Origin of the sequence: Cellvibrio japonicus Ueda107 (assembly GCF_000019225.1) — a bacterium.
Lineage (GTDB): Bacteria > Pseudomonadota > Gammaproteobacteria > Pseudomonadales > Cellvibrionaceae > Cellvibrio > Cellvibrio japonicus.
Genome location: NC_010995.1, coordinates 3,491,403 through 3,514,689, shown reverse-complemented (window position 1 = coordinate 3,514,689; position 23,287 = coordinate 3,491,403). Strand labels below are relative to the sequence as shown.

General features: G+C 54.5%; 21 protein-coding genes. 13 read left to right on the top strand and 8 right to left on the bottom strand.

The genetic code is table 11. The features are described 5' to 3' along the window. The first annotated feature begins 132 nt into the window (after nt 1–132). The 4 genes from rlmB (at nt 133) to CJA_RS14385 (ending at nt 4,408) form a co-directional block, all read left to right on the top strand. On the top strand, nt 133–882 hold the full coding sequence (rlmB, locus tag CJA_RS14400; protein ID WP_012488574.1) for a 23S rRNA (guanosine(2251)-2'-O)-methyltransferase RlmB: 750 nt from the start codon (nt 133–135) through the stop codon (nt 880–882). A gap of 374 nt (nt 883–1,256) precedes the next feature. Continuing rightward, nucleotides 1,257–2,870 carry a chitinase gene (locus tag CJA_RS14395; protein ID WP_012488573.1) on the top strand — a complete coding sequence of 538 codons (1,614 nt, stop codon included), beginning with the start codon at nt 1,257–1,259 and terminating at the stop codon, nt 2,868–2,870. A gap of 164 nt (nt 2,871–3,034) precedes the next feature. Continuing rightward, complete coding sequence (locus CJA_RS14390; RefSeq protein ID WP_012488572.1) at nt 3,035–3,217, top strand: DUF3012 domain-containing protein; 183 nt, start codon at nt 3,035–3,037, stop codon at nt 3,215–3,217. A 39-nt stretch (nt 3,218–3,256) separates the two neighbouring features. Beyond that, nucleotides 3,257–4,408: an AraC family transcriptional regulator gene (locus CJA_RS14385; RefSeq protein ID WP_012488571.1), complete on the top strand. Its 1,152-nt coding sequence runs from the start codon at nt 3,257–3,259 to the stop codon at nt 4,406–4,408. A gap of 80 nt (nt 4,409–4,488) precedes the next feature. Here the strand turns inward: CJA_RS14385 and CJA_RS18765 are convergent, their stop codons facing one another. Continuing rightward, on the bottom strand, nt 4,489–5,019 hold the full coding sequence (locus CJA_RS18765; protein WP_012488570.1) for an META domain-containing protein: 531 nt from the start codon (nt 5,017–5,019) through the stop codon (nt 4,489–4,491). 16 nt (nt 5,020–5,035) lie between these two features. Next, on the bottom strand, nt 5,036–5,587 hold the full coding sequence (locus tag CJA_RS14375) for a glycine zipper 2TM domain-containing protein (RefSeq protein ID WP_012488569.1): 552 nt from the start codon (nt 5,585–5,587) through the stop codon (nt 5,036–5,038). Nucleotides 5,588–6,008: 421 nt separating this feature from the next. On the opposite strand from CJA_RS14375, the gene CJA_RS14370 reads away from it, so the two are divergent. After that, on the top strand, nt 6,009–7,037 hold the full coding sequence (locus CJA_RS14370) for a DUF6748 domain-containing protein (protein WP_012488568.1): 1,029 nt from the start codon (nt 6,009–6,011) through the stop codon (nt 7,035–7,037). Nucleotides 7,038–7,183: 146 nt separating this feature from the next. Then, entirely contained in the window at nt 7,184–8,335 is a 1,152-nt protein-coding gene (locus tag CJA_RS14365; RefSeq protein ID WP_012485938.1) for an IS4-like element ISCja2 family transposase, read from the top strand. Nucleotides 8,336–8,388: 53 nt separating this feature from the next. On the opposite strand, the gene CJA_RS14360 is transcribed toward CJA_RS14365, so the two are convergent. From CJA_RS14360 to CJA_RS19150, 4 genes are all read right to left on the bottom strand, one after another. Continuing rightward, a complete protein-coding gene (locus tag CJA_RS14360; protein WP_012488567.1) occupies nt 8,389–9,021 on the bottom strand; it encodes a hypothetical protein in 633 nt (210 codons plus the stop codon). 87 nt (nt 9,022–9,108) lie between these two features. Then, nucleotides 9,109–12,693: a discoidin domain-containing protein gene (locus CJA_RS14355; RefSeq protein WP_012488566.1), complete on the bottom strand. Its 3,585-nt coding sequence runs from the start codon at nt 12,691–12,693 to the stop codon at nt 9,109–9,111. Nucleotides 12,694–12,853: 160 nt separating this feature from the next. Next, nucleotides 12,854–15,991, bottom strand: coding sequence for a galactose-binding domain-containing protein (locus tag CJA_RS18760; RefSeq protein ID WP_012488565.1), 3,138 nt, complete (start codon nt 15,989–15,991; stop codon nt 12,854–12,856). Nucleotides 15,992–16,273: 282 nt separating this feature from the next. Beyond that, nucleotides 16,274–17,986 (bottom strand): cellulase family glycosylhydrolase, encoded by a 1,713-nt coding sequence (locus CJA_RS19150; protein ID WP_012488564.1) that lies wholly within the window; start codon nt 17,984–17,986, stop codon nt 16,274–16,276. A 304-nt stretch (nt 17,987–18,290) separates the two neighbouring features. On the opposite strand from CJA_RS19150, the gene CJA_RS19475 reads away from it, so the two are divergent. From CJA_RS19475 to dnaB, 5 genes are all read left to right on the top strand, one after another. Beyond that, nucleotides 18,291–18,440, top strand: a complete 150-nt coding sequence (locus CJA_RS19475) for a hypothetical protein (protein WP_158304071.1) — start codon at nt 18,291–18,293, stop codon at nt 18,438–18,440. A 9-nt stretch (nt 18,441–18,449) separates the two neighbouring features. Beyond that, on the top strand, nt 18,450–18,893 hold the full coding sequence (gene rpsF, locus CJA_RS14335) for a 30S ribosomal protein S6 (RefSeq protein ID WP_012488563.1): 444 nt from the start codon (nt 18,450–18,452) through the stop codon (nt 18,891–18,893). Nucleotides 18,894–18,896: 3 nt separating this feature from the next. After that, on the top strand, nt 18,897–19,124 hold the full coding sequence (rpsR, locus tag CJA_RS14330; RefSeq protein ID WP_012488562.1) for a 30S ribosomal protein S18: 228 nt from the start codon (nt 18,897–18,899) through the stop codon (nt 19,122–19,124). Nucleotides 19,125–19,138: 14 nt separating this feature from the next. Next, complete coding sequence (gene rplI, locus CJA_RS14325) at nt 19,139–19,585, top strand: 50S ribosomal protein L9 (RefSeq protein ID WP_012488561.1); 447 nt, start codon at nt 19,139–19,141, stop codon at nt 19,583–19,585. Nucleotides 19,586–19,722: 137 nt separating this feature from the next. Further along, nucleotides 19,723–21,114 carry a replicative DNA helicase gene (gene dnaB / locus CJA_RS14320; protein ID WP_012488560.1) on the top strand — a complete coding sequence of 464 codons (1,392 nt, stop codon included), beginning with the start codon at nt 19,723–19,725 and terminating at the stop codon, nt 21,112–21,114. On the opposite strand, the gene CJA_RS14315 is transcribed toward dnaB, so the two are convergent. Together CJA_RS14315 and CJA_RS14310 are read right to left on the bottom strand one after the other, a co-directional pair. Then, nucleotides 21,111–21,377, bottom strand: a complete 267-nt coding sequence (locus tag CJA_RS14315) for a Txe/YoeB family addiction module toxin (RefSeq protein ID WP_012488559.1) — start codon at nt 21,375–21,377, stop codon at nt 21,111–21,113. The genes dnaB and CJA_RS14315 overlap by 4 nt on opposite strands. After that, nucleotides 21,370–21,624, bottom strand: coding sequence for a type II toxin-antitoxin system Phd/YefM family antitoxin (locus tag CJA_RS14310; RefSeq protein ID WP_012488558.1), 255 nt, complete (start codon nt 21,622–21,624; stop codon nt 21,370–21,372). Before CJA_RS14310 ends, CJA_RS14315 begins: the two co-directional genes overlap by 8 nt. Before the next feature lie 161 nt (nt 21,625–21,785). Here CJA_RS14310 and CJA_RS14305 point away from each other — a divergent pair, with 161 nt between their 5' ends. After that, nucleotides 21,786–22,292, top strand: a complete 507-nt coding sequence (locus CJA_RS14305; RefSeq protein ID WP_012488557.1) for an MOSC domain-containing protein — start codon at nt 21,786–21,788, stop codon at nt 22,290–22,292. A 126-nt stretch (nt 22,293–22,418) separates the two neighbouring features. Then, nucleotides 22,419–23,270 carry a pantoate--beta-alanine ligase gene (panC, locus tag CJA_RS14300; RefSeq protein ID WP_012488556.1) on the top strand — a complete coding sequence of 284 codons (852 nt, stop codon included), beginning with the start codon at nt 22,419–22,421 and terminating at the stop codon, nt 23,268–23,270. The last annotated feature ends 17 nt before the right edge of the window (nt 23,271–23,287 follow it).

Genomic DNA, 23,287 nt, shown 5'->3' with positions numbered 1-23,287 from the left:
GAGGAATTCCAGCCTGCTGCCGATTTGCAAACAGAAATCTACCGTGTCAGTGGCCGCGTATGGCGCGAGCGCGAGACGCGAATATCCGAGCGCTAGCGGATTCTGGCTGTGCTCCTGTACGAGTAAAGACGATTGAAATACGAACTGGTATATGGCCTGCACGCGGTGCAGGCGCTGTTAAAAAGCGCGCCGCAACGGGTGCTGGAAATTTATGTGCTGCAGGGGCGTCAGGACCAGCGCCTGCAAAAGATCGCCCATGCTGCTGAGCTGAACCAGATCCACTGCAACCTGGTGAGTCGCAATAAGCTGGATGATATGGTCAGTGAGGAAAACCACCAGGGGGTTGTCGCGCGCTGTACCCCGGGTGAAACCTACGATGAAGCCTATCTGTTCTCCCTGCTGGAGACACTGGATGAACCACCGTTTTTGCTGGTGCTGGACGGTGTGACAGACCCGCACAACCTGGGTGCCTGTATGCGTTCGGCGGAAGCGGCAGGTGTGCATGCCGTCATCGCCCCCAAGGATAAATCTGCCGGCCTGACCCCGGTTGCGCGCAAGGTAGCTTGTGGCGCGGCCGAGGTGTTGCCCTTTATTCCCGTGACCAACCTGGCGCGCACCCTGAAAAAACTGCAGGAAAAGGGCATCTGGTTATTTGGTGCCGCCGGTGAGGCGAGCCAATCGCTCTACCAGACTCGCCTGACCGGGCCTATTGCCATCCTGATGGGGGCTGAAGGCGATGGCCTGCGGCGCCTGACCCAGGAAACCTGCGATCAATTGATGCATATTCCCATGGCGGGTAGTGTGAGTAGCCTGAATGTATCGGTCGCCACCGGTGTCTGCCTGTTTGAAGCGGTGCGCCAGCGCCAGGTCGCTCCTGCCTGATTAATCTTGCCATTATCCCTATCACATTCCCTGCGGTGCGCGATTGTTATTTGCGCACACTCATGGTATATCTGACAACGTTGACATTTGGGGTGATTTTGCTGCCTTAACAAAAATCAACGGACTAAGTGCCAAATAACAGACCAGCCTGCCGGCCAGGTCGTTTATAAAAAAGAGCCGTTACCAGTCATTTTTGACAATGTTGTCAATTGTGTCTTCCATTGGCTGCTGTGCAGATGGTCAATGTCTTTCCTGAGCAAGGTATCCGGGTGGGTGTATAGGATGTGCACTTCTCTCCTCGTGGTTCCGTCGCGCGCATTCGGTGTGGGGCGGGGCATGTATCGACTGTTTACAACAAGATCACAGGGGGATTTATGAAGGCGTCGTTTCTAACCCTGGCGCTGCTCGGGGTAAGTTTGTTATCAACCAAGGTATTCGCTGTAGATTGCACTGGGCTACCGGTATGGAATGCGTCAGCTGCCTATAGCGGGGGAACCCAGGTGCAGGAAGCCGGTAAGGCCTATAAGGCCAACTGGTGGTCCCAGGGGAATAGCCCAGCCAGCTATTCCGGCCAGTGGCAAGAGTGGACCCTGTTGGGGACTTGTGATGGCGTGAGTTCCTCGTCAGTTTCTTCCCAATCGAGCAGCCTGGTATCCAGTTCTGTTCCTTCGAGTTCTTCAATCGCCAGCTCATCGGTGGTGTCCAGTATTACCGGAGGCAACTGTACTTCCCCCCAATATGTGGCGGGTACCGCCTATAGTTTGGGACAACTGGTAACCAATGCCGGGAGTGAGTATCGCTGTACCGTCGCAGGCTGGTGCAGTTCTTCTGCCGCCTGGGCTTATGCGCCTGGTACCGGTGCCCATTGGCAAATGGCCTGGGAGTTAGTGCGGAGTTGTACTACCAGTTCATCCGTTGCCTCATCCAGTGTGGTTAGCTCGATTGTGAGCTCGTCTTCATCCAGCTCCGTTCTCTCATCCTCCAGCTCGTCCAGCAGCTCTTCTACCGGTAATGCGCGTGTACCGGGTGATGCTGCGTCTCTGCCAAAACATGCCCTGGTGGGTTATTGGCATAACTTTGACAATGGCAGTGGCCTGCTGAGGGTTGCCGATGTTGATCCGGCCTGGGATGTGATTGTGATTGCCTTCGTTGATGACGCAGGTAACGGCAATGTGGAATTCCGTCTTGATCCCGGTTTGAACAAGGCGCAGTTTATTGCGGATGTAGCCGCCAAGCGCGCCCAGGGCAAAAATGTGGTGCTGTCCTATGGGGGTGAAAAAGGCACGGTAACGCTGAATAACTCCACCAATTTAGCCAACTTTGTTAACAGCACGGCAGCGATTATCAATGAATATGGTTTCGATGGTGTGGATATCGACCTGGAAAGCGGGGCAGGGGTTTTACATGGTGCACCTGTTATCCAGAACATGGTATCCGCGATTAAGCAATTGCATGCCATGTTCCCCGACCTCTATGTGTCCATGGCGCCTGAACACCCCTATGTCCAGGGTGGATACGTGGCTTACACCGGTATCTGGGGGGCTTATTTGCCGATGATTGACCAGTTGCGCAATGAGTTGGATTTATTGCATGTGCAGCTGTACAACAACGGTGGATTAGCAACGCCTTACAGCGGCCAGGCCTATGCGGCAGGTACTGTTGATATGATGGTCGCATCTGCACGCATGTTGATTGAAGGCTTCCCCCTGGCGAATGGCACGGCCGGTTTCTTCCAGGGTTTGCGTCCTGACCAGGTTGCCCTGGGCCTGCCATCAGGTCCGCGTGCTGCCAATTCGGGTCAGGCGACTACGGCAAATATCAACAATGCGGTGAATTGCCTGGTATTGCGCACCGGTTGCGGCAGTGTTCAGCCCACCAATGCTTACCCGGATTTCCGTGGGGTAATGACCTGGTCTATTAATTGGGACGTTAATGATGGGCGTATTTTTTCTATCCCTGTGGGGAACCATCTCAAAAGCCTTCCCTGATTGATCCAATAGAAACCGGGGGAATACTCCGGTTTCTACACTTGTTTTGGCACCGGGAGTAACAAGCCGGTGCCACTTATCTGCTTTTTTACCGGATTCACCCTGTGTTCGGCTTCTGTTTTGTATAATCTCTCTGTTGTTTCCTTTCATCAATGGAGTTGGTTATGTCTATTTCATTTTCTTCCCTGTTCAAATCCCTGGTATTGGTAATGGCTGTGCAACTGTTGGTCGCTTGTACACCCAAGGTTGGCAGTCCTGAGTGGTGTGAATCGATCAAAGACAAGCCCAAAGGCGATTTGACGGCGAATGAAGCTGCCGATTTCGCCAAGCATTGCATTTTCAAATAAGATCGCACCAGGGGTTCTGGTGTTGTCACGAGAAGAATAATGAAAACCAATTTTCTTAACTTGCATGATCTGGTGTTGGCGTTAACGGCTGTGGAGTGTTTGGTGTTGGCAGTGCTGTTGAATGTACTGCCCGCCAAACACTTGCAGCCGCGCCGTTTACTCTCGTTTTTTTTTATATTGATTGCCCTGGTGCTAACCAGCACCCTGATTGTCTGGAATGGCGAGCTTAAAACTATCGCCATTAACCAAACCCCCTGGGTTGTCAGCCTGTTGGCAGCCTGCCTGCTGTTGCAGGGGCCATTACTGTATTTCTATCTGCGTTCACTTTCACAAAGTGTCAGGTTGTTGCGCTGGATAAACCTGGTGCATTTGATTCCGGCCTTGTTGGCGGTGTTGCTGTTGGTTAGCTTTGGCATTGACAGCCTGGAGTGGCAGCCTACGACCCATCTGGAAGGCGCGGAAAAGCTGGTTGTGGCAATTGTTTGGGCATTGGTCAAAATTTCCCCGGTACTCTACATCATCGCCAGCGGTATTGCGGAATTCCGCTTGCGCCAGCAAATGCGCGATCTTTACTCTTCTATTGCCGAGTCGGAACTCAAGCTGGCGGATGCGGTACTGGCCGGTTTTTGCCTGCATTGGTGCTGGTCGTTGATTGCGTATTTGCTGGAAGGTTTTGTGAGTGCATCTGTCAGCGATACCCTGGGTATCATGGATAATTACCTCACCGCCATTTTGGTAAACACACTGTTTATTTTTGGTTTGATCAATACCCGCCAGTTATTGGACTTGCAGGTGGTAACTGTTGCCAGGCCTGTGCAGCCTGCCAAAATGGATAGCAAGGTCGACATTATTGAAAAAGCCGTTCACCAGGACAAACTTTTCCTGGAACCCAACCTCAACCTGGAGCGTTTTGCCGAGCAGATTGGTTTGAAGCCGCGCGATGTGTCGGCAATTTTAAAAATACATTACCAGAGTAATTTTTTTGAATTTATCAATCGATATCGTGTGGAAGAAGCTAAACGCCTCCTGCTTTTACCGGAATTGAAAGATGAAACCATCCTGGAAATTATTTATAAATCCGGGTTTAACAGCCCCTCGGCATTTCACCGTTTTTTCAAGCGTATGGTGGGAATGACCCCGACTGAGTTTCGTCAACGGGGTTTGGGCGACGATCAGTATCAGCACAGCTAAACTTTGTGAGATACACAAAATGTTGCACGGCTGGCGCATAAAAAAATCCCCAAGCGGGGATTTTTTTATGCTGGTTCGTGTTAGTGCAGTGCCACCGCTGTGAAGGCCGCCAACAATTCATCCGCAGGGTTGCGCAGTTCCAGCGTATCGCCATGGATGTTAAAGTGGGTGACATCCTGCAGGATGCGGCCAAATTTATCAGCTTGTTCTCCGCCTTCAGGGCACGCCATCTTGGTGCTGGCCATCTGGCCAAAATTAAGTTGATTATCCTTTAAGCTATAGCTGCCCATGATGTTGTTGCATCCATCGGAACCGGCCAGGCGCTGGCTTTCTTCGTGCAATACCAGGTGTGGTTCACGCCTGCCTTCGGTAACGCTAACGACCTCCCCTTGAAGCTCGGTAAGCTTCCAATAGGTATTCAGCAAAGGACTGTCGGGTTTAGCGGTTTCTGCCGGCTTGGCTGGTTCCGGGAATGAAGCCGCCGCCGGCTCAAGTGCTTGGGATACAGCACTGCTGCTAGTGGATGCTGTGGTTGTTGACGAATCCGGTTCAGGGCTGCAAGCAGCCAGCAGGCTTGCCAATGTGCAACCGATAATGACCTTATGCAACATAATTTCCTCCCAATCATTAACGGATCTGGGTATGAGTATCCTGTGGAGAAAGCACTAATTGACCATTTTGCACCGGAATACGCTGACCGGGATCCTGGGGCAATTCGATCACAGACTCTTTGCCATTCAAGCGATAGGTAACCCGATAGCCGGTAATTTCTTCCCGGGTGTCATACACCGTGGAGCAACGTTTTTCCGTTGTGGTGTAAGTGTCCTTTTTCTGCATATTGTCCTGTACGCGATCACCGGCATAACCACCTGCTATGGCGCCTGCTACCGTTGCTGCTTTTTTACCATTACCGCCACCCACCTGGTGGCCTAATACACCACCGATAGTGGCACCGATTACCTTGCCAGTAATGCGGTTTTTATCTTGCACCGGATTTTGTTGGGTGACGGTGACGTCGCGACATTCCTCGCGCGGCACCTTGATATCCTTGGTCATGGGCTGGCTATTGACGACTTCTGCGAAATCAGGCTCTTTTAAATACTGATAACCTGCAATAGCGCCACCGGTAGTGGCAATACCTATACCTAATACAGTGCCGATCATCATGGATTTGTTCATGGTCTTTCTCCCAGGCCAAGTGGCCGTTATTACCGAACGCTGTTGCCAGTTTACGCAGGGTTTTTCTTAATCCTGGCTTAATGCTTGATGATGGCTGGGCAAATTGTGAAGTTATTGACCTGGCTTTGGTAAGTGGATCACAAAATCATAGTGTTTGTTGAATTTTTTATATCAGTAAAAAATTATTTTTGTCGCTAAATACTCGTTATAAAAAATGCAACACTCTTTAACAAAATAGGACATTTTCAAGTGTTAGGATTTTTGTGGCATACAGGGAGTAAAACTATAAAAGAGGATGTCACTTTGTTGATCTTATATTGGGTCCATCGGTTTACTCTCATAGGCCGAACCTTGTCGGCGGGTCAGGATGTATGGCTGCCAAGGTGTAATTGTTACTAACTCATTTACCGGGAGTCGTAAAATGAACATCGTCATTCAAACTGTTAAGTGTATTGTGGGTTGTATAGGGTTATGCCTGGTCGTGATAAGCCCAGGTGCCTTTGCACAATCCAATACCTATTCATTTGCCGTCGTGGAGGGGCGGGTTGTGGTGACACCGGCGTGGTGCCGGGTAAATCCTTGTGCACCTACAACCGCTCGACTAAGCGGTAATTTTGTGGCGCAGATCTCCGCTGCAGGTGATCGGATTCTTTTTCCTTCATCCAGCGTGACAACCAGTCCGGATGTGTATTTCCAATTGCCGACAGACCCCGACGACGATAGTGGTGGTGTTGTGCGCGATATTGCCTTTACCTTTGTCGGTGATGACATTAAAGCGACAGGATATGTCGATTCACGCGCTTTTGATGGCCCGCTGATCGAGTATGTGTTTGCCGCCAGGGTGATACGCTCAGAGGTATTTAGCGCCCGTCCCGATTATCGTAAATGCGCTGCACCGCTCTGCGGTGGTTATTTTGTGAAATTGGTTAACCAGAAGTTAACACGCTGTGCAGATGGCAGTTTGCAAGAAGAGTGTTATGTCGCATCGGTAACTTATGGTGGCGGTCCCCTTGCTGCAACGGCACACTCTTTCAACAACAGGACGCCATTGTTGCTAATCGGTGCAATATTGCCTAAAAACGATGATCACGTTGGGCGTCTTGGTATATTCGTAGCGAAAGATGCCTACCGCTCTGCGACCCAGGTATCCGCTACTGAAACCTTTTACGCTGTTAATAACAACGGGATTATGTGTATCACAACTCCTTGCTTTAGTTATGACCAGCTAGTGCTCAATGGTACATCGCGTATTACCAAACTGTCTGATGTGAATCTGGAATTGTCTGGCGCCGTGCCCGATGATATTGCCGAGGCCCAGGCATTGCTGGCGAATGGTGGCGTGCTCTATGCCGCTGGAAAAAATCAAAAATACCGCGACTTTGCCGGTACGGGATTACGCTTTGTGGCACAGCAGTTTTATTTGCCGCTGAAACCTGCCAAGGCGCAATAATCGGTTAAACATTGATGGGAAATACGAAAAAGCACCGCATTAGCGGCACTGCTGTCCCATAGTTTGTAGATAAAAGAAAAGCCTGTTTTCCAAGTTGATACAATGTAAGTGCGACCAAACATTGGTAAAACAAAGGAAAACAGGCTTTGTCACATTCTAACACCGCATTTCATCAACTACTCAAACCTTTATCGAGACATGAATTTGAAGCGGAAGCTAAAAAGCATCATGTCGGCCAAAAATTGCGCTCGGCCACCCGCTGGGATCAATTTGTCGGCATGGCCATGTCGCAGCTCTCTGGCCGCCAAAGCTTGCGTGATATTCAATCCAATCTCGAAGCACAGCAGCATAAACTTTATCATCTCGGTGCCAAGCCAATAGCCCGTTCAACGTTGGCACGAATCAACGAAGTACAGCCCGCCGAACTCTACAAACACGTATTTGCTCGTCTGCTTCACCGCTGTAAATCCATGCAGGGCAAACACAAATTCCAGTTTAAAAATCCGCTGTACTCCCTTGATGCCAGCGCGATTGATTTATCGCTGTCGGTATTTCCCTGGGCGGCGCATCGAGATGACACAGCAAATGTAAAATTAAGTGTTGGCCTGAATCATGGCACCCAAGTGCCGGAGTTTGTCGCACTCAGTGATGGCCAGGAAAACGACATGATTGAGGGACGAAAATTTGATTTTCCCAAAGGCAGCATCGTTGCGTTTGATAAAGGCTACGTGGATTACCGCTGGTTTAAGTTATTGACAGATAAAGGAGTTTTCTTTGTAACCCGCTTGCGCGCCAAAGCCGTCTATCGCGTGGAAGAACGTCGCTATGCCGACAGCAGCAAAGGTATTATCAGTGATCAGGTCATTCAATTATCCAGCGCTCATGCGATCAAACGCGGCGCACCGAAGTTGCGTCGAATTGGCTATCGTGACGCAACAACCGGCAAATTCTATGAGTTTCTCACCAACAACTTTCAGCTGGCGGCGGCCACAATTGCAGCGATTTATAAGGATCGCTGGCAGGTGGAGTTGTTCTTCAAAGCGATCAAACAAAACCTGAAGATCAAAGCGTTTGTGGGCACTTCAAGAAATGCGGTGTTAACACAAATTTGGATTGCCATGATTACGTATCTATTGTTGGCATTTTCGCGTCACAGCACTAAAGCGGGATGGACAGTTCAACGGATCATGAGGGTAATTCAGTTAAATTTGTTTGAGCGTAGGAGTCTAAAAAGCATCCTGATACCGGACCCGCCGAATCATAAAAAAAGCGAGCCTCAAATGAGGCTCGCCTTATGAGTAGAACTATGGGACAGCAGTGGCATTAGCGGTGCTTTTTTTATACGTGCCTGTTAATGACGGGGGTTACGTGTGGATTGGCGCCCTGCCGCCAGCGCGGCTAGCCCAAGCAACAAGAGTGCAAGGGGGGATGACTCGGGGACTGATACGGCTTCGTTAACGGTGAAATTGTCCATCACAAAATGCTCGCCGCCTTCATTGGGGTTGGTGGGGGTACCGCCCCAGGAGCGGAAACTAAGCTGGTTGATGCCGGCAAAATCAAAACTGAACCATTGGGCTATTTGGGTATTAACCACAACGGTTTGGGTGAAGAGCAAGACATTATTTAAAAAACCGCTCACTTCAATGTGCAAACCCTCGTTCCAGGCGGCGGTTAAATAAGCCCCGTTGAAGGTAAAAAGATCGCCGCTAATGGTTGATGTCGTGGCGAAGTTATTGAATGCAGCGTAATTGCCGGAGACCACACCATTAGCAAAGCCGGTGCCGGGCAGTGTGTCTTTGTGGATATAGGCAAGGCTGGTCCAGAATTCGTCGCCCCAGTGAAAGCCCTGGTAGCCGGATTGGATGGCATCGACGTCTGTTGCGGATAAATCATCAAAGGTAATGACGGCAGCTTGTGAATGTATGGCGCAGCCCAGGCCGAGGGAAAGCAGGAGTGAGGCGATGAATGATGTGGTTTTGTGCATGGTTATGTTTTCCATTGGGGTAATTGCAAAAAAACGCCCGCTATAAAATCGCGGGCGGCGGTATGACCGAATAACAATACGGTTGAATTAGAATCCGGTGAGTCTTATCTCCCAGATGGAATAACCCCATTGGTTACCCGCACTGCGCGCGGTGCTGTAAATACGCACATAGCGATAATGTCCATTCAGTGGCAATGTGTCGGTGCGGTTGCCGAAAGTGCCGTCGGATTTACTGGCAATATCCGTCCAGTTGGCATTGTCGTTTGAACCCTGGACGATGTAGGCGGCCGCGTTGGCGACCTCCCAATCAATCGCGATACCGGTCAGTGTCTTTGAGCTGCCCAAATCCAGCGTAATCCAGGAGGGATCTATGCCATGCGCTGATTCCCAACGGGTACCGCTATTGCTGTCAATCGCATTGCTGGCTGCCGTTAGCGCAGTACTGGCAATGGCATCGGCAGGTGTTAGCAGGGCCGGTGCGACGCTGCTTGATGACGAGCTGCCAGCACTTGCCTGGGCATAGACTTTCAACTCAAAAATGGAATAGCCCCAGGTGTTGCCGGTACTGCGCGCTGTAGCGTAAATGCGCACATAGCGATAGCTGCCGCTCAGGTCATGGGTATCGGTACGGTTGCCAAAGGTGCCGCCGGTGACGGTTTTCAGGTTGGTCCAACTGCTGCCATTGTTGGAGCCCTGCACCAGGTAATCCGCTGCATTGGCTGCCTCCCAGTCAATCACTACCCGGGTCAGGTTGCGTGTGCTGCCCAGATCCACCATCAGCCAACTGGGGCTGACCCCGTGGCTGGACTCCCAGCGGGTTGCCGGATTGCCATCCACGGCATTGGCTGCCGGCAACAAGTTGGTACTGCCCTCCACAGAACCTCCCAGGGATACCAACACCGAGGGCGTGCTGGAACTGGCAGCGCTGGATGATGAGGGGGATGAGCTGCTGGAGCTGCTTGAAGACGACTGGGGCGGATTAGCGGTTCCGGTAAATGACACGGCCAGGGTATGGCTGGCGGCAATGGCATTGAAGGTGTAGCTGTTAAGCGCCCCCAGGGAGACACCGTCCACAATCACATTGGCGACCTGTTGGCCGGTGGGTGGGGTGAAGCTATAGGTCGCCGAGTCAGTGTTGTTTTTACTGTAGCGGACAGTCCCTGCCGGGCTGATGCTGCCTGCGCCATCCAGGTTGATGGTGTAGATCCGGTGCGGCATATGATCCACCGCCATTAGCTGCACATCGGCCACTTCCACCACCTGGCCAGCCGGTGGGCGGAACCAGAAACGGAAGTCACGCTCGTTGACCGGTGGCAAGGCGCTGAAGGTAGTGAAGCTTTCGTAGGTGCCATCGGTATTGCTGTTGGTCCAATCGATAAAGGTGGTATTGCCGCTGCCAAATTGGGCGCGGAATTGCGCCAGGCTGCGCGGTTCGGACTTGTCGCCCGCAACCAGGACTTCCTTGATTTCATAGAAAGGATCAATACGCACGCTGACCCACAAGTCCTGATTATCTGCTATACCGGGGCGACCGCTGGCTTTATTGCCGGTGGAACCATCCACCGCGCGCTGGGGCGCGCCCCACCACTCTGTTTCCCAGCCGCTGCTGGCACCGGCGAAGTTGGTGGCGCTGATGGCGGGTACCAGTGGATCGCCCGAACCTATATAGGCGATTTCACGGATCACGACATCATCGACATAGGTGGTGGCATTGCCCATATTGCCGAACAGGAAGGCCAGGCGACCGGGATTGTCACCCGCGGTGAAATCCAGGTTGAAACTGTAATTGGCCATGCTGGTGCCCAGGGCGACAGTTTGCAGTAGGTAGGTGCCCGCAGTTGAAGGGTTCAGCTGGTCTTCCGACAGGCGCACCTGGATATTGCGTGGCGATGCCGCGCGGGCGCGAAAGCTGACCTGGTAGCGATAGTTGCGCTTCAGGCCGAAGCCCTGGGTGTGCAATTGATAGGAGCCTGCCCCTGTACCCTGGGCGGCGGCAGTAATACGTGCTTCACCGTTAACGACGGCATAGGCGGCGCCGGCACCGTCGTAGTTTTCACCGGCCCAGCCGGCCAAACCGTCGACAAAGCTGCCATTGCCGAGCACATTGACGGTGCGATCCACCTGGGCGGTGCCGGCGGGTTTGGGGTAGGCGTTGGCGACATCTTCAAAGGCTTTGAACTCCAGCAGCCAGATGGGCTCGGCCTTGTCGATACGTCCCTTGGTGACCAGCTTGATGTAGCGGTAAGTCTTGTTCACATCAAAGGTGTGGGTGGCCCAGCCGACACTTTGCTGGTCGGAGGTCAGTACATGCTCCCAGTTACCGGCGGCAGTTTTGCCGTAGATGTCGTAGGACTTGGGCAGGTTCCAGCTCCATTCGATCCAGAAATACCGGATGGGTTTGTCCGCGCCGTAATCGATGGTGATGGAGTGCATGTTGTCATCGCGCGGGGTCGCCCACTTGGAGCCTACATAACCGTCGGCGGCGTTTTTGAAGCCGTTATCGCGCCAGGCGTTATCGCCTTCCTGCAGATAGGCGTCGCCGGTGACTGAGATGGGTGCCAGCCAGCCTTTTAACGAGTAGAAGCCTTTGGTGTTATTGGCAGGGCGGAAGAAGCTGTATTTGCTCTCGTCGGTGTATTTATGCCAGGGGTCGGCGCTGGGCAGCGGCCAGTGGGCCACGTAGTCCACCAGGAAGTCAGTACCGGCGCGGCCGATATTGGTGTTCATGGCGGCGGTATCAAGATACTCGTACTCGGTCACGCCAGTGGTCACCCGGGTATAGCCGGTTTTATTGGCCACATTGGGGTCGGTGCTGAAGCGGTTGTAATTGCCCACGTCCGGCCATTCCACATGGGTGATAGCGTGGTTGAGGATCATGCGCATGGGCGAGAGGTAGGGCCAGGGCTGGTCGCCGCGCTCGGCCTTGGTCCAGGTATAGGTTTTGGTCCCGTTGACGTAGTACTCCACGGTTTCGGGGGTTTTGATCACCCCATAGGTAATGTATTGGTCGCTGGGGCTGAGCCCCATTTGCGCGTAGGTGGTGTTATTGGGATTGCCACCGTAAGCCGGATAGGGGGCCGACCAGTGGGTTTGCGGGATTTTGCTGACGTTGGCGCCGGTGAACTCGACAATGTCCAGCTCCTGGCAGGCGGTCCAGCCCACATCGGGGAAGTTGCCCAGCAGCCACCAGGCCGGGAATTCGCCGTTGCGTGCCGGCGGCATTTTGATGCGCGCTTCAAACTTGCCGTATACGAAGGTGCTGTCATCGGCGATTTGCGATTCGATGCGGCCCGAGCGGATAAACAAGGGCTTGCCCTGGCCGGCAACGCCGCCGTAGTAATCCTGTATCTGGCCATCCATATAGCGGGCTTTCAGGTTAAGCACCTTGCCGTCGAGGGCGCCGGCATCATCCTGGCCGGTGCGGATGGTCCAGTCGGCCGCCGGGTATTCCACATCCTGGTAATCGATGTCTTCACCGTTCACAAAAATATCTTTCTCGACCAGCCATTTGCTGCGGTCGATGCTGGGGCTGTTGAAGTGATCCACAAAGCTGGTATTGGCGTTGGGGCTGGCCCACCAGGGATCGTTATAGGCGGTTTGTGCCGCTGCATTCACGGCCGCCAGGCCTAGTGCGAGCAGGGTCAGGGACCGGGGTAAACGCGGGGTTCTCATAGTGCCTCCGGAGTCATGTTATTGGCTGTTATTGAGTGACGCTGTGGGTGTAAAAAGCACCCGGTACCCCTGCCGAGGGAGGCAGGAGCCGGGTGAAGGTATCGACCGATATGCTCCGGCGGCGGGGGCGCCGGGAGAGTTCACACCGGTTGAGGGAGTGTTACCAACCGAGTACGCGCACTTCCCAGATGGAGTACCCCCACTGGTTGCCGGTGCTGCGGCTGGTGCCGTTGATACGCAAGTAGCGGTAGTTGCCGCTGAGGTTCAGGGTGTCGGTGCGATTGCCAAAGGCGCCGCCGCTGTAACTGGCCAGTGAGGTCCAGTTGCTGCCGTCGTTGGAGCCCAGTACCTGGTAGTCGGCCGCATTCGCCGCCTCCCAATCGATGGCGATACTGCTCAGGCTGCGGCTGCTGCCCAGGTCGAGTTGCAGCCAGCTGGGGTCGAGTGCGTGGTAGGACTCCCAGCGGGTACCGGGGTTGTTGTCCACGGCCATGCTGGCGGGTAACAGCGAGGTACTGGCGCTGGCCGAAGCGATTGCCAGTGCAGCGGGCGCCTGGGCCTGGGCATAGACCTTGAGTTCCCAGATGGAATAACCCCAGAGGTTGCCAGCGCTGCGCTCGGTGCAGTAGATGCGGATAAAGCGGTAGCTGCCACTGACGGCATGGATATCGGTGCGGTCGCCAAAGGTTCCGCCGGTCACGGTTTTCAGCGTGGTCCAACTGGTGCCGTTATTGGAGCCCTGGATTTGGTAACTGGCCGCGTTGGCCGCTTCCCAGTGAATGGAAACCTGGCTGAGATTCTGGGTGCTGCCCAAATCCAGTATCAGCCAGCTGGGGTCGATGCCGTGGGCTGACTCCCAGCGGGTGCCTTCATTGCCATCAACTGCCGCGCTGGCAGCTTGCAAACTGGTCGATGCCGTTACCGGTTTGCCGCCGGATACCAGGAGCAGGCTGCTGGAAACGCTGGAGCTGGAGAGGGAACTGCTGGTGCTGCTGACCGGTGTACTGGAGCTGCTTGAGCTGCTCGACGGAATACTGCTCGACGAACTGCTCACCGGCTGGCTCGACGTTGAGCTGCTGGAAGATGAACTGCTTGATGAGGAGCTGGCGCCACTTGCCGGGGCGTCCTTGTTGTATTCCATAACGCGGAAATTATCGAAATAGAAAATACCGCTGCTGGCGACACCGGGGGTAATCAGGAAGATCAACTGGTCTACTTCGTTAAAGTTGGCGGAGCGGCGGTTATTGGCCCAATCACCCAGCGCAGCCGCAAAGTTGTAGTTGAACTCCAGGGTTTCCCATTGGCCGGTTTTGGTGGTTTCGGCCTGGTGGAAACTGTAGCGACCTACTTGCCAATCCGAAGCGGGAACAGAGGCGGCCAGCAGTTCGTTTTCCAGGTTCAGGGAAATAATGGTACCCGCCGGCGCGGTGGTATACACATCCACGGCAACGCGCACCATCCCGTGCTTGGCATCCATGGCATCGGGAATACCGCTGATGCCATTGAATGCCAGGGTGTCATAGGTCGCGCCGGTATCGCGCACATAGCGCAGGACGTTGGGCGATGCATTAGCGGCACCGGGCGCCGGGTTGGCGACAACGGCCAGGGCACCACTGGTATAGGGCGCCGGCTTGATAGCGCCATTGCTGGTGCCATCAAAATCGGCGATGGTCTGCTTGAGGCTATAGCCGTTGTCGGGCCAAACAATACGCACATTATCCAGATAGACTTCGGCGGCGTTGGTGTGGCCGGCATCAATCATCAATACCAGGTTATCCGCCTGGCTGGCGGCAATGTTGGAGTCGGGGGTACCTGTGTAGTGCAACTCCTGGGTGCGCCATTCGCCCGCGCGGCCCAGGGTGCCGGAAAAGCGTGCCAGGCGACCGGTATTGCCATCCCAGTTGGGGGTGACACTCACCACCGCTTCATTTTCCAGGCCACCGCCCAGTTCTTTGCCGAGCAGATCAGGGGTGCCGGCGGGGTAGAACACATCCACAAAAATCTTGGCGCGACCCGAGCGCAGCTCGCCGGCATTCACATGGCCAAAACCGGTGATTTTCAGGTTATCCCAAGGTTGGCTGGCGTCGCGGATATAGCGCAGCACGCGCGCCGACGTATTTGCCCCTTGTGGCAATGGGTTGTTTACCACCGCACTTGAGCCCATGGCTACACCGTTTTGCAGGTGAGTAAGCCCTAACCCACTCTCATAGTTAGCGAGTACCTGGGTATGCCCCTGCTCGATGGTGACAGGCTTGCTGACGGTTTTCAGGCTGCATCCGCTATTGAAGCTGACACTGAAGTTGCCGGAGCGGGCGGTATTGCCGATGGCGGCGACGATTTCGCGTGTGCCCTGGCCGGACACCAGGGTGACTCCGGCGGGTAATGTCCAGTTGTAGGAGGCCGAGGCCGGGCCATCGACACGGTATTTCTTGTAGGTTTCACCGCGATACACATAGGTATCGCCCTCGATCGACCAGGTGTCGTCATTTTTATACACAGCGACATAGTCCACCTGCATCAACTGCTCGGGGCCTTCGCTACCATCGGGAAAGCCGGGGAACCAGCCGCCGATGGCCAGGTTGAGGATGATGTGGAAGGGGCGGTTATGGAAGGAGTCCCAATTGGAGCGCAATGGATTAGGGCCATCGAGGACGCTGCGTGAGCTGGTGATCTTGGGCACCCCGTCAATCGACCACACCATATGGTCTTCGTACCACTCCACCGCATAGGTATGCCAGTCGGTCTTGGTGCGACCGGGTTCGGGCGCGATCAGGTTGTCCGGGTTGGGCCAGCCGGTGTTGCCGTTGTAGGGCCAGTAAGCGCCGTAGTGCAGGGTGCCGCTGATGTCCTCGTGGGTGCCGGCGGCTTCCATAATGTCGATCTCGCCGTTATTGGGCCAGCCGTGGTTGTCGCGCTGGGACTCGGTTGCCATCATCCAGAACGCCGGCCAGGTACCCGATGCCTTGGGCAATCGCATGCGCGCTTCGATCTTGCCGTAGGTCCAGTCCTGGGCGTTCTTGGTGCGCAGGCGGGCTGAGGTCCAGGTTTTGCCGTTATAGGCTTCGCGAATGGCTTTGATATTGAGTATCCCGCCACTCACCCACATATTTTCAGGGCGATCGACGTAATACTGGAGTTCTCCGTTGCCGCCGCCATCGCCATTGACCTCCAGGGACCAATTGCTGCGATCGAGTGCAGTGCCGTCAAAGTCATCTCTCCAGACGGGATTCCAGTTACAGGTTTGGGCGTGGGCTGCTCCTCCGATAAGCAGCAGGCCGAGGGTGGCCAGCTTCTTCATAGTGTGATGCCTCTTGATTATTGTTAGGGTGATTATTGTTAGGTGGATACGCCTGGCAGTGGCGCTGGAGCAACTATCCTGCGGTATTGATGCAGGCGTCCTCCTTGTTGTACCCAATCCACAAAACTGAGAAGGGCGAAAAAGTGGGACAGCAAAGTGGGACTGGGTGACAAACAGAGGCGTGCTCGGCGCAGGCCGGCAACGGGAGGAGGGAGGCGCGGGGAAAATACTGTGTGATGGAACAGAGCCGGCAGTTATAGCTGCCGGCTCTGGATTGATCAGTTAATTGTTACAAACATTACCGCTTAGCGTCGGGATAGCGGCGGCGCTATTGTTTTTAGTGCCTTGGAAGCCAAACTCCACCGCCTGGCCGGGCTGGATACTGCCGTTCCAGCCCAGGTTGGATGCCGTGTAGGGATTGTTGCCGGAGACATTGGCATTCCAGCTATTGGTCACGCGGGAGCCATCGCTGTAACTCCAGCTGAGGTTCCAGCCATTGATTGGACTGGTGCCGTTATTGGCAATGCGGATGCTGGCGGTAAAGCCGTTACTCCACTGGTTGGTCACGGTATAGCTGCATTGACCGCTACTACTGCCACTGCTGCTGGCGACGGAGCTGGGCGCACTTGAGCTTTGAACGCTGGAAGAGCTGCTGGAGCGCGAGCTGGAAACCAGGCTGGAGGAGCTGGAGCGGACGCTGGAACTGGCCTGGCTGCTGGTACTGCCACCGACAATCCCCCAGGGGGCTGGCTGACCGCTGCAGGTGGCGCGGGCAATACAACTGGCATTGTTCTCCCAGCCCCAGCCATTGGTGGTGGTACTGCACAGCGGGTAGAGGGTGCCGTACCAGTTGCACTGCTGGCCGGATACCGCGGAGGACACTACCGAGCTGGCCGTGGAGGAACTGGAGCTGACTACCGGGGCCTGGCTGGAGCTGGACACCTGGGTTTGGCTCGACACGGCCGAGCTGCTGCTGCTCGTGTTGTAGCTGGGCCAGCCGCTGATAATGCTCTTGGCCAGGGCGCCGGAGGCGGTGAGTTGTGAGTTGACCCAACCGCCGTTGGCACTGGCGCCGGGAACCAGCGCCGAAGCGCCCTCGACCTTATCATTGAGCGCCCAGTTGGCGTTGCTGATATGGTTGGTTTTCATAAAGCTGACCCAGGCGTTGGTCTCGCTGTTAGCCACAGCACCATCGCCATTGGCATTGACTGAACCCCACTCGGTGACAAACAGGGCTATACCGCGGTTAAGGGCTGTCTGGGCCTTGTCGCGCAGGTATTGGCCGTGGGTGCCGGCATAAAAGTGCAGGGTATAGGCAATATTCTGGTAGCCGGTGATAGGGTCATTGGCGGCGACATCCACATCCTGCGACCAGGTGGGGGTGCCGACAATAATCAGGTTGTCCGGGTCTATGGCGCGAATAGCCGCGATCACCGCCTGGGCATAGGGCTTGATGGTGTTGCTCCAGCTAACCTGCAGCGGTTCGTTGTAAATCTCGTAGATCACATGGTTGTTGGCGCCGTACTTGCGTGCCATTTCCTGGAAAAAGGCAATGGCCTGGCTCTGGTATTGGTGGGCGTTGTGCGAGTGCCAGTCGATAATCACGTACATATCATTGGCGATAGCGGCATCCACCACCTGGGTGACCCTGTCTTTATTCGCCGGATCAGTCAGGTAGCCGCCTTCATCTTCCACGCCCATGGCGGCGCGCACCAGCTTGGCGTTCCAGTCGGATTTAAGCCAGCTGACCACCTGGGCGTTGTAATACTTTTCGCCGCCCCACTCGGTATTGCTCCAGAACAGGCTCATGCCCGAGAAGCTGGCCGGCTGGCCGTTGGCCAGGATTTTGTTGCCTTGTACGGACAGCGGCGCGACATCAGCTTGTGCGCTGACACCGCCGAGGAGTCCGAAGCTGCCCAGCAGCAGTATCGCAGCGCGATTGCGGATGGCTTTGCCGATGGTTTGGTGGACAAGTGTCGAGATTCTCTTATTCATTATCTGTTCTCTTCATCTAGGGAATTTTTGAGGATTGTTTATCGAAGCCCTGCGATCCTTCAGCAATTCGGGTATCGCCCGGAAATCAGGGCCGGGTCAGTATAAAAAGCGATAAATGCCAAAATCCCCCTATCCCGCTCCTTGGACACCTCCAAGTTCACAGAAATTAAGCGAAATAGAGCGAAATTAGCTGTTCGGGATTATGTGCAAAAATCATATTTTGCTAATGAAAAACAAAAAGACAGCGCTGTCATTTTGAGCCCTATAAGCCAGGATTACTCTTCGGAAGGGGAGTAGGCGCCCCTTGGCAGACCTTTTCTTGCGTCTTACCGGGCAAATCCGTAGAATTGCGCACCCCAAACTGACCGGGGGTATTGCAAGTGCCTTGCGCGCCGGCATGAAAACCGGTCTCTCCTTGTCTCACCGCCACTGCGCGGGAGACTTCAACCCGTAAGGAGCTAATATGCGTCATTACGAAGTCGTAGTTTTGATCCACCCCGATCAAAGCGAACAAGTACCTGCCATGGTGGAGCGTTATACCTCTACCGTGAAAGCTGACGGTGGCCAGGTTCACCGTTTCGAAGACTGGGGCCGTCGTCAACTGGCCTACAGCATCAACAAAGTACACAAGGCTCACTATGTTCTGCTGAACGTAGAGTGCTCTGACGCTGCTTTGGAAGAGCTGACCACCAACTTCCGTTACAACGACGCTGTTCTGCGCAGCCTCGTGATCCGTGAAGATGCCGCCATCACTGAAGAATCTTTCATCCTCAAGGCCGAGAAAGAAGGCCGTGAGCGCAAGGCTCGTCCAGCCCGCGCTGAGCGTCGTGATGATACTGAAGCTGAAGACCTGTCTGATGAAGAAGGTGTAGAAGCGGAAGATTTCGAAGAAGAGCAGGGGGTATAAGTCATGGCACGTTTTTTCCGTCGTCGTAAATTCTGCCGTTTTACCGCTGAAGGCACCAAGCGTATCGATTACAAAGATATCGAAACCCTGAAAGCCTACATCACCGAAACCGGCAAGATCGTTCCAAGCCGCATCACCGGTACCAAAGCCAAATACCAACGCCAGCTGGCTACTGCCATCAAGCGCGCTCGTTACCTGGCTCTGATTCCGTACACCGATAGCCACGAGTAATAAGGGGAAACGAGATGGAAGTTATTCTGCTCGATAAAGTAGGTAAGTTGGGCGCTATCGGCGACAAAGTTACCGTTAAATCCGGCTACGGCCGCAACTACCTGCTGCCACAGGGCAAAGCGGTAGCTGCGACTGAGAAAAATATCGCTGACTTCGAAGCGCGTCGCGCTGAGCTGGAAGCGACTGCCGCTGCCAAGATCAGCGAAGCAACCGCCCGCGCTGAAAAGCTGGCTTCCCTGGAAGTGACTATCGCTGCCAATGCCGGTACCGAAGGTCGCCTGTTCGGTTCTATTGGTACTCGCGATATCGCCGAAGCGATTACAGCTGCCGGCGTTGCTGTTGCCAAATCCGAAGTGCGCCTGCCACAAGGCGTTCTGCGTGAAGTCGGTCAGTTTGAAATCGACATCCAACTGCATGCTGAAGTTGTTCAAGTGGTTAAGCTGGTCGTTGTTGCCGAGTAATTGGCTGTACCAGTGCGGCCCCAGCCCCGGCTGACAAGCTGTGCGAAATCGGGCACTATCGACACCCCTTGGGTAGCGATAGTGCCCGTTTTCTTTTCCAGACAAAACATTTTCGTTGTTTGCCAAGAACATAACGCATGATGTCCGAAACCACCTTTGAACAGCACCTGGCGCAGACGCTCGCCAACGATCACCTGCCCCATTCAATTGAAGCGGAACAATCGGTCCTGGGCGGGTTGATGCTCGAAAATAACCGCCTGGATGCGGTGCTGGAGGTGGTTTCCGAGGGCGATTTCTATCGCCAGGATCACCGTATCATCTTTCGTATGATGATTAGCCTTCAGGAGGCGGCGCAGCCTCTGGATGTGATTACCCTCTCCGAGGAACTGCACAAGCATGACCAGTTGGAGCGGGTCGGCGGTTTGGCGTATCTGGTGGAAATGGCCAACAATACGCCCAGCGCTGCCAACATTGTGGCCTACGCCAAAATTGTGCGTGAGCGCTCCACCCTGCGCCAGTTGATCGATGCGGCCCAGGAAATCAGCAAATCGAGCATGAATCCGGCGGGTCTGGATTCTGATGACCTGTTGCAGCTGGCGGAAAAGCGGGTTGCCGAAATTGCCGAGGATCGCCCCAAAGAGGGCGGTCTGGTGGGGGTCAACGAACTCCTCAAGGTCACCGTCCAGAAGATCGATGAATTATTCCGCTCGGGTAGCGATATTACCGGTGTGCCCACCGGCATTGCCGACCTGGATCAGCGCACCTCGGGCTGGCAGGCGGGGGAGTTGGTCATCCTCGCCGCACGTCCCTCCATGGGTAAAACCGCGTTGGCGCTGAACTTTGTGGAAGGTGCCTTGTTCAACCAGTCGCGCCCGGTGGTTGTCTTCAGTATGGAAATGCCATCCTCCGCACTGATTATGCGTATGCTCTCCTCCATTGGCCGTATCGACCAGGGCAAGATGCGCAACGGCAAGCTGACGGAAGAAGATTGGCCCAAACTCTCGTCAGCGGTAGCCAAACTTAAAGACAAGCTGCTGTTTATCGACGATACCGGTGGCTTGAACCCCCAGGAGATGCGCGCCCGCGTCCGCCGTATCGCGCGTGAGCACGGCAACCCTGGCATGATCATGGTCGACTACTTGCAATTGATGACCGTAGTTGGCAGCGGTGAAGGCCGCACCCAGGAAATCTCTGAAATTTCCCGTTCACTCAAAGGCATGGCCAAAGAGTTTGATTGCCCGATGATTGCACTCTCGCAGCTCAACCGCGGTGTGGAATCCCGTCCCAACAAACGCCCCATGAACTCGGACCTGCGCGAATCCGGCGCTATCGAACAGGACGCCGACGTTATCCTGTTTATCTACCGCGACGAATACTACAACGAAGACAGTCCCGACAAGGGCATAGCCGAACTCATTATCGGCAAACAGCGCAACGGCGAAATCGGCACCTGCCGCGCCGCCTTCGTCGGCAAATACACCCGCTTTGATAATCTTGCGCCCGAGTATTTCCAGCAGGATCAGTATTAGCGTTCGTAGTGGTAACGACAGGCGATGATAGTTAAATGGTTGTCGTCTACGGCATAAACCAAGCGATGGGTATCATCAATCCGGCGCGACCAGAAACCGGCGAGGCTTTCCTTGAGTGGTTCCGGCTTGCCGATTCCCTGAAAGGGTTCACGCAAGGTTTCGCGGATAAGTTGGTTGATCCGCTTGAGGGTTTTTCGATCCTGCCCCTGCCAGTAGAGATAGTCGCTCCAGGCGGCATCAGTCCATGCCAGTGACCTAGTCATCCGTTAATGCCTGCTCCCGGGTTTTACCGGCGCGGTATTGCGCAATGGATTCTGCCAGGTGGGCGGCATTGGCGGGGGATTTGAGCAGGTGTACGGTTTCCATCAGGCTGTTGTAGTAGTCCAGCGACATGACGACAGCATCACCGGCATCGCGGCGGGTGATGATGGTGCAATCGGCGTCTTGGGTAACCCTATCGAGCAAGCTTTTCAAGTTGTTGCGCGCATCGCTGAATGTGGTGACGTTCATGGTAAATACCTATTGTCTTGTTTCTCGCACACGTTAGTTCACTTATGGATAACTTGTACAATAAATTGTACTTATCGATTGCGCTTCTCATTGCCTTCTGCCCAATGTGAGTCAAAGCGCTATGATGGATAGCGTCGGCAGTCGCTTTTTCAAGGTAAGTTATGAATTCCCAGGCCCGCCTCCTCGACAAACTCTGTGAAGCCATTGCACCAGGTCGCCTGGAATGGATTGGTGTGCGCACTGAGCGGCGCGGGGAGGTGATGTCGGTGGCATCGACGCAAGCTGTTGAAGGCCTTGGCCTGGAGGGGGATCACCGGATGAAGAAAACACCGGGGTCAGCGCGCCAGGTAACCCTGATCAGTCGTGAATATATTGAGGCTATTTGCCGCCATACCGGTCACAATGCGATTGATCCTGCATTATTGCGTCGCAATCTCGTTATATCGGGTATGAACCTGAATGTGTTGCGCTACCAGCGTTTGCAGATAGGCAATGCCATCCTTGAGACCTCTGCACTTTGCCATCCCTGCTCGCGTATGGATGAGGCCTTGGGCGCCGGTGGTGCTGCGGCTATGTTTGGGTATGGCGGGCTTTGTGCCAAGGTGGTTCAGGGCGGCATCATTCAGGTTGGCAATGCAGTATTGCGCCTGCCTGCGTTGGATCGTTAAACCTGCGGCTGTGCTGGTTATTTATTGTTCATAAAATGTACTTATAGCGCCTGAGCGTGTATTATCGCGCGCCCGAGCCCGGGACGGTGTTTTTGCCCGGGCGGCGAGCTTGGCAGAGGTTGAGTTATGCAGGTTTTCCATCACATTCGCTCTTTGCGCGAAGCCCTGGCGGCAGAGCGTCGCGCTGGCAAGCGTATCGGGTTTGTTCCCACTATGGGCAATCTCCATGATGCGCATATCGAGTTGGTCAGGATTGCCCAGCGCAATTGCGATGTGGTGGTAACCAGTATCTTCGTAAACCCCCTGCAGTTTGGCTTGAATGAAGATTGGGATAAGTACCCGCGCACCCTGGCGGCAGATAGCGCCAAGTTGGAAGCTGTCCATTGCGATTATCTGTTTTGCCCCGATGAGACAGAAATCTATCCCAATGGGATGGCCGAGCAGACCCGGGTCATTGTGCCCACCATGATTGATGTACTCTGCGGCGCCAGCCGCCCCGGTCATTTCGAGGGCGTGACAACCGTTGTCACCAAGCTGTTTAATATTGTGCAGCCGGATGAAGCGGTGTTTGGGGTTAAAGATTTCCAGCAATTGGCTGTTATCCGCCGCATGGTGCAGGATTTATGTATTCCGGTGAAGATTGTCGCCGGTGATATTGTGCGCGAACCAGATGGCTTGGCGATGAGTTCGCGCAATGGTTTTATTACGGCTGACGAGCGCCCCCATGTTGCGGTGCTCAACCGTGTCCTGAATGGAATCAAGCAGCAGATAGAGCAGGGCAGCCGCGATTTCGGCACGCTGGCGGCGGAGGCTCGTGCGCATATTGATGCAGCGGGTTTTCGCGTGGATTACGTCAGTATTTGCAACAGCCGCACCCTGGAAATGGCGGCACACGATGATCGGGAGATCACTATTCTTGGCGCCATGTACACCAGCGGCGCGCGTTTGATTGACAATGTGTCCGTGGTGCTTGCCTAGCACCCGGCATCAGTGAT

Bases quoted from the DNA above. Each gene is read 5' to 3' on its own strand.
- CJA_RS19150 (WP_012488564.1), bottom strand. From the start codon at position 17,986: ATGAATAAGAGAATCTCGACACTTGTCCACCAAACCATCGGCAAAGCC.
- rpsR (WP_012488562.1), top strand. From the start codon at position 18,897: ATGGCACGTTTTTTCCGTCGTCGTAAATTCTGCCGTTTTACCGCTGAA.
- rplI (WP_012488561.1), top strand. From the start codon at position 19,139: ATGGAAGTTATTCTGCTCGATAAAGTAGGTAAGTTGGGCGCTATCGGC.
- CJA_RS18765 (WP_012488570.1), bottom strand. From the start codon at position 5,019: ATGTTGCATAAGGTCATTATCGGTTGCACATTGGCAAGCCTGCTGGCT.
- panC (WP_012488556.1), top strand. From the start codon at position 22,419: ATGCAGGTTTTCCATCACATTCGCTCTTTGCGCGAAGCCCTGGCGGCA.
- CJA_RS14310 (WP_012488558.1), bottom strand. From the start codon at position 21,624: ATGAACGTCACCACATTCAGCGATGCGCGCAACAACTTGAAAAGCTTG.
- CJA_RS14390 (WP_012488572.1), top strand. From the start codon at position 3,035: ATGTCTATTTCATTTTCTTCCCTGTTCAAATCCCTGGTATTGGTAATG.
- CJA_RS14370 (WP_012488568.1), top strand. From the start codon at position 6,009: ATGAACATCGTCATTCAAACTGTTAAGTGTATTGTGGGTTGTATAGGG.
- dnaB (WP_012488560.1), top strand. From the start codon at position 19,723: ATGATGTCCGAAACCACCTTTGAACAGCACCTGGCGCAGACGCTCGCC.
- CJA_RS14355 (WP_012488566.1), bottom strand. From the start codon at position 12,693: ATGAGAACCCCGCGTTTACCCCGGTCCCTGACCCTGCTCGCACTAGGC.
- CJA_RS14360 (WP_012488567.1), bottom strand. From the start codon at position 9,021: ATGCACAAAACCACATCATTCATCGCCTCACTCCTGCTTTCCCTCGGC.
- CJA_RS18760 (WP_012488565.1), bottom strand. From the start codon at position 15,991: ATGAAGAAGCTGGCCACCCTCGGCCTGCTGCTTATCGGAGGAGCAGCC.
- rpsF (WP_012488563.1), top strand. From the start codon at position 18,450: ATGCGTCATTACGAAGTCGTAGTTTTGATCCACCCCGATCAAAGCGAA.
- CJA_RS14315 (WP_012488559.1), bottom strand. From the start codon at position 21,377: ATGACTAGGTCACTGGCATGGACTGATGCCGCCTGGAGCGACTATCTC.
- CJA_RS14385 (WP_012488571.1), top strand. From the start codon at position 3,257: ATGAAAACCAATTTTCTTAACTTGCATGATCTGGTGTTGGCGTTAACG.
- CJA_RS14395 (WP_012488573.1), top strand. From the start codon at position 1,257: ATGAAGGCGTCGTTTCTAACCCTGGCGCTGCTCGGGGTAAGTTTGTTA.
- CJA_RS14375 (WP_012488569.1), bottom strand. From the start codon at position 5,587: ATGAACAAATCCATGATGATCGGCACTGTATTAGGTATAGGTATTGCC.
- CJA_RS14305 (WP_012488557.1), top strand. From the start codon at position 21,786: ATGAATTCCCAGGCCCGCCTCCTCGACAAACTCTGTGAAGCCATTGCA.